This is a genomic window from Candidatus Poribacteria bacterium, assembly GCA_021295755.1.
Taxonomy (GTDB): domain Bacteria; phylum Poribacteria; class WGA-4E; order WGA-4E; family PCPOR2b; genus PCPOR2b.
In genome coordinates this window covers 7,061-12,115 of the sequence record JAGWBT010000179.1, presented here as the reverse complement: position 1 = coordinate 12,115, position 5,055 = coordinate 7,061, and the positions used below count along the sequence as shown (strand labels likewise).

Below are 5,055 nucleotides of genomic sequence, written 5' to 3'. Positions count from 1 at the left end.
TGCACGCTGCTTCACACCGGCATCGGTAGTGTCAACGCAGCGCACGCACTGACCTGTCAACTTGAGGGACAACTGCCGGACTTGGTCATCCAATTTGGAATCGGCGGTGCTTATGTGCCCACAGGTTTGCCAATCCGATCCGTTGTGCTGGCGACAGAGGAGGTTTACGGCGATGTTGGCGTGGTAACGCCTGAAGGTTGGAAGCCAGCGAACGAGATTGGCATCCCCTTGGTGCACGGCGACCCGCCTCACTTCAATCGTTTCCCACTGGATTCGCAACTGGTTTCAACCGCTGCTGAAATTTGTGGGGCGAGGTGCGGCACGTTTGTAACTGTTTCGCAGTGCAGCGGTGTGCGGGAGATTGGGGATACCCTCCACGCTCGCTTCGATGCGCTGTGTGAAAGTATGGAAGGTGCTGCCGCCGCCCATATCTGCACGCTATACAATGTGCCATTTCTGGAGGTACGCGGCATCAGCAATCTGGTAGAAGATCGCCAGCCAGCCCGGTGGGACATTCCGGGTGCAGCAGACGTCGCACAATCCGCTCTCATGCAAATCATAAGCAATATGCCCCGGAATTTTTAATCGGGGTTCGTTTTTTCTAAAATAACCGAAGTTGCCACCCATTGAAAATTGGGGTGTTTAGTGGGTTAAAATACGAGTAACGTAACACGCCAAAGCCCCAGAGGGGCGACATGTATATAGAAAAATTGAATCCCCTCATCCCTAAGCCCCAGAGGGGCGACATGTGGCAACTTGAGTTAAAATAGATCGCTCATGTTAAGAAATCGTGCAACAGAAACCGAGTTTTTTTCGGCAAAACTCGGTTTCTCTTCGTGCTTTGCACTTTCTTTTTATGTAAGTTCCGTGGGTCGGGCACTAATGAACTAATGAACAAACTGTTTTCACGTTTCACGCATTTTGGACTTTGCACTTTCTTTTTGCATGAGCCAAATAGATTATTCCCACAGTTAAACGATATATGACAAAAGTTAGAATCAAATCCCGATCCGAAATCGAAGCGATGCGGCGGAGCGGTAAAGCTGCATCAACCATATTGCAGCGAATTGGGGAAGCAGTTAAACCCGGCGTTTCGACCTACGAATTGGATCAAATCTCGCGTCAAACCATCAAAGAGTTGGGTGGAATCTCATCATTCCTTGGCTATCAGTTCCCGGGACATGACCCCTATCCGGCGACAATCTGTGTGTCGCTCAATGAGCAGATTGTGCACGGCATTCCAAGCAAAGATATTCTGCTGAATGAGGGAGACATCGTTGGAATTGACACGGCAATCTTTCTGGAGGGCTATCACGGTGATAACGCTTTCACCTTTCCTGTTGGGAAGATTGCCCCGGAAGCCCAAAAGCTGCTTGATGTCACAAGAGCGTCCCTCTATCGTGCCATTGAGGCTGCAAAGGTCGGCAACCGATTGGGTGATGTCTGCTTTGCACTGCAAGATGGCGCTGAAGCCCACGGATTCGCTGTGGTTCGGGATTTCTCTGGGCACGGAATTGGTCGGCAACTGCACGAGGAACCCCAAGTCCCCACTTACGGGGAGGCGGGTAGGGGTGTACGACTGATGCCCGGTATGACACTCGCCATTGAGGCGATGGTCAACATGGGTAATTCCGAAGCGCGCATACTTGACGATGGCTGGACCGCTGTCACCACAGATCACAGTCTCTCCGCGCTTTTCGAGCATACCGTTGTTATCCTTTCTGACGGGCCGGAGATTCTGACCGATAACAGCAAACTGTGGGGCGAATAAGAGTAACAAAGAGGAGATTTCAAACGATGACAATTGCTAACGTCCATGCGCGAGAAATTCTGGACTCGCGTGGGAACCCGACTGTAGAGGTCGACGTGGAATTAGAGTACGGCATTTTAGGCAGAGCCGCCGTTCCCTCTGGGGCATCGACAGGCGAACATGAAGCCGTTGAGCTTCGAGATGCTGATGCCATGCGGTATCTGGGAAAGGGGGTACGGAAAGCGGTCGAAAATGTCAACACGGTTATCGCCGATGCACTCAAGGGAGCCGATCCGTTCGCGCAGGAAGCGATAGATCAAACGATGCTCACGCTCGATGGCACACCGAATAAAGGGAATCTCGGTGCAAACGCAATTCTGGGAGTTTCACTCGCAGTCGCCAAAGCCGCTGCCGTAGAAGCCGGACTCCCACTCTACCGATACATCGGTGGCGCAAACGCAAAGGAACTGCCGTTGCCGATGATGAATGTCTTAAATGGTGGTTCACACGCGGACAATAACGTAGACCTCCAAGAATTCATGATTATGCCGGTGGGGGCGAATACCTTTGGGGAAGCCTTGCGCATGGGAACGGAAATATTCCACAATCTCAGAGCCGTGCTACAGGATCGAAATTATAACACCGCTGTCGGTGATGAGGGTGGCTTTGCCCCAGATTTACGATCGAACGAGGAAGCCTTGCAGGTGCTTATCGAAGGAATTGAACGGGCGAAATACACCCCGGGCGATGAGGTGTTATTGGCACTCGATCCCGCCTCCAGTGAGTTCTACAAAGATGGAATTTATCGACTCGAAGCGGAAGAGAAACCGGATAAATCCCCTGAAGAGATGGTTGACTTCTACGCCAAGTTGGTTGACAAATATCCAATTATCTCGATCGAGGATGGCATGGCGGAGGACGATTGGGAGGGCTGGAAGTTGCTCACAGAAGCCATCGGTGAGAAGGTGCAGCTTGTTGGAGATGATCTTTTCGTTACAAACACCAGTCGGTTGCAGCAGGGAATTGACGGTGGGATTGGCAATTCCATTCTTATCAAGGTTAACCAAATTGGGACGCTGACCGAAACGCTTGATGCTATCGAACTTGCCAAGCGATTTAACTACACAGCGGTCGTCTCGCACAGATCCGGTGAGACGGAAGACACAACGATTGCGGACATTGTTGTCGGCGTAAACGCAGGACAGATCAAAACCGGCTCGCTTTGTCGCACCGATCGGATCTGCAAGTATAACCAATTGCTACGGATTGAAGAACAGCTCGGCAGCCGCGCCCAGTTTAACGGGAAAAAGGTATTCTATAATCTCCAAAATGGTCGGTGAATATAGTAGATTCCAATCGGCAGCAGAAGAAGGGAGTTCATCAGCGTGGGGAAAATACTCTGGGTCGGATTCGGAGGCTTCCTTGGCTCAATCGGCAGATACCTTTTAAGTGGGTATATTCAACATCTGCTGAGAGGCACCGGATTTCCCTACGGAACATTGGTAGTCAATCTGACCGGTTGCTTGCTCATCGGATTTCTTTCCCAATGGGTAGCAACGCGTGGATTCTGGAGTCCCGATGCTCGCTTATTCGTTTTTGTGGGTCTATTAGGTGGGTTTACAACATTCTCGACATTTGGCAATGAGACAATGAACCTGTGGCAAAGTGGCGACAGCGCTGCTGCCTTTGCCAATATTGTTGTGCATGTAGCACTCGGCTTGGGTGCCGCTTGGCTTGGTCATGTAATCGCCTGCGGGATATGGAAATGAGGACTTGATACCTCCACGCTTCACGAATCCATTTTTCTTAGATTTCACGCAGCAAAAAAACGAAGCGAACCCCAAAACGATTTTGATTCGTTCTATATAAATTGAAACTCAGATAACTTAATACCAGAAAGAGAGAAGTTTATGGCGCAGGAAAAATTCCGTGTCGGTTTGACCCCTGGTTTCCTTGGAGAGGATGGCAAAGTTCGGTTCAAGGATGTTGGACTAGATCTGTTAGACAAAGAGCCACACATCGAATACACCTTTATTGCAACCGAGCGTCCGTATGTGCCGCCGGATGAGATAGGCGGGTTGGACGCCTTCATCGCGCTTGGGGGGAAGTATCCCCGTGAGACATTTGAGAAAGTGGACCGATTGACTCTGATAGCACGGCACGGAGTCGGTTACGACAACGTTGATCTCCAAGCAGCAACCGAAGCCGATGTGATGATTGCCATCGCTCCAAGCGGTGTGCGCCGTCCTGTAGCGGAAGGTATTATTGGCTTGATGTTTGCGCTCTCGAAGAACTTTTTCGCCTATGACCGCGCAACACGCGCTGGAACTTGGCGGGAAGGTTTGGAAACCGGTGTCGATCTTATAGGGCGCACCCTCGGATCGGTGGGACTTGGCAACATTGGCACCGAAGTGTTCCGCTTGCTGCAGCCGTTCGGTATGCGATTCCTGACGTTTGACCCTTATGTTTCGCCGGAGGTCGCCAAATCCCTGAACGTGGAGGTTGTTGATTTACCCACTGTGATGAGCGAATCCGATTACGTGTGTGTCACCTGTCCCCTGACCGATGAGACGCGGGGATTGATCGGTGAAAAAGAGTTCGCACTCATGAAGCCGACAGCGTTTTTTATCAACACCGCCCGTGGTCCTATCGTTGATCAACGTGTGTTGACCCAGGTTTTGAAGGAAAGGCGTATCCGGGCTGCGGGTATTGATGTTTTTGAAGAAGAACCGGTAGATCCCAATGAACCGTTGTTAAAATTGGATAACGTAATCGTATCCCCTCACGCCATCGCTTTGACGGAAGAGTGCTACCAAGATATCGGCAGACTGAACTGTCAGAAGGCGATTCAGGTATCACGGGGCGAGATTCCGGATAATGTGGTGAATAGCGAGGTTCTTGAACGGAAGTCATTTCAGGAGAAATTGGCGAGATATCGGGAAGGAGCGTAGAATGGGTAAGCAGGGCTTGGATAGAGAAGCGTGCCGGAACGTCTTGGTGGTTGCTATTACGCCTCGGCGGGAAGACCGGCAGGTGGATCTGGAAGGCGTACGAAAAAACGTCCGTCACCTCATCCAGCACGGTGTGGACTTTATCATGCCGGAGTGTGGCACCGGCATGGTTTACGATGCCACACTGGAGGAGTACGAAGCCGTAGTTGGCACATACCTCGACGAAGCTGGGGATGCGGCGTATATTGTGCCGGGCATTGGTCCGGGATTCGGGAGAGCCTTGGAGATGGGACATATCGCCCGATCTCTGGGCGTCGCAGGCGTGATGATTATGCCTGTGGTGGGGCCCGCCTC

6 protein-coding genes are annotated in these 5,055 nt (G+C 51.4%); all 6 read left to right on the top strand.

The window, feature by feature from the left end; all coding sequences use genetic code 11:
• On the top strand, positions 1-585 hold a 585-nt coding region (mqnB, locus tag J4G02_20710; protein MCE2396948.1), incomplete at its 5' end, for a futalosine hydrolase.
• Between the two features lie 397 nt (positions 586-982).
• Positions 983-1,771, top strand: coding sequence for a type I methionyl aminopeptidase (gene map / locus J4G02_20705; protein MCE2396947.1), 789 nt, complete (start codon positions 983-985; stop codon positions 1,769-1,771).
• A 26-nt stretch (positions 1,772-1,797) separates the two neighbouring features.
• A complete protein-coding gene (gene eno / locus J4G02_20700) occupies positions 1,798-3,090 on the top strand; it encodes a phosphopyruvate hydratase (protein MCE2396946.1) in 1,293 nt (430 codons plus the stop codon).
• A 45-nt stretch (positions 3,091-3,135) separates the two neighbouring features.
• Positions 3,136-3,519 carry a fluoride efflux transporter CrcB gene (gene crcB, locus J4G02_20695; protein MCE2396945.1) on the top strand — a complete coding sequence of 128 codons (384 nt, stop codon included), beginning with the start codon at positions 3,136-3,138 and terminating at the stop codon, positions 3,517-3,519.
• 141 nt (positions 3,520-3,660) lie between these two features.
• Complete coding sequence (locus J4G02_20690; protein MCE2396944.1) at positions 3,661-4,701, top strand: dehydrogenase; 1,041 nt, start codon at positions 3,661-3,663, stop codon at positions 4,699-4,701.
• A gap of 1 nt (position 4,702) precedes the next feature.
• The coding region (locus tag J4G02_20685; protein MCE2396943.1) for a dihydrodipicolinate synthase family protein at positions 4,703-5,055 on the top strand (353 nt) is incomplete at its 3' end.

Excerpts from the sequence above, each read along its gene's own strand:
- map (MCE2396947.1), top strand. The coding sequence starts at position 983 with ATGACAAAAGTTAGAATCAAATCCCGATCCGAAATCGAAGCGATGCGG.
- eno (MCE2396946.1), top strand. The coding sequence starts at position 1,798 with ATGACAATTGCTAACGTCCATGCGCGAGAAATTCTGGACTCGCGTGGG.
- J4G02_20690 (MCE2396944.1), top strand. The coding sequence starts at position 3,661 with ATGGCGCAGGAAAAATTCCGTGTCGGTTTGACCCCTGGTTTCCTTGGA.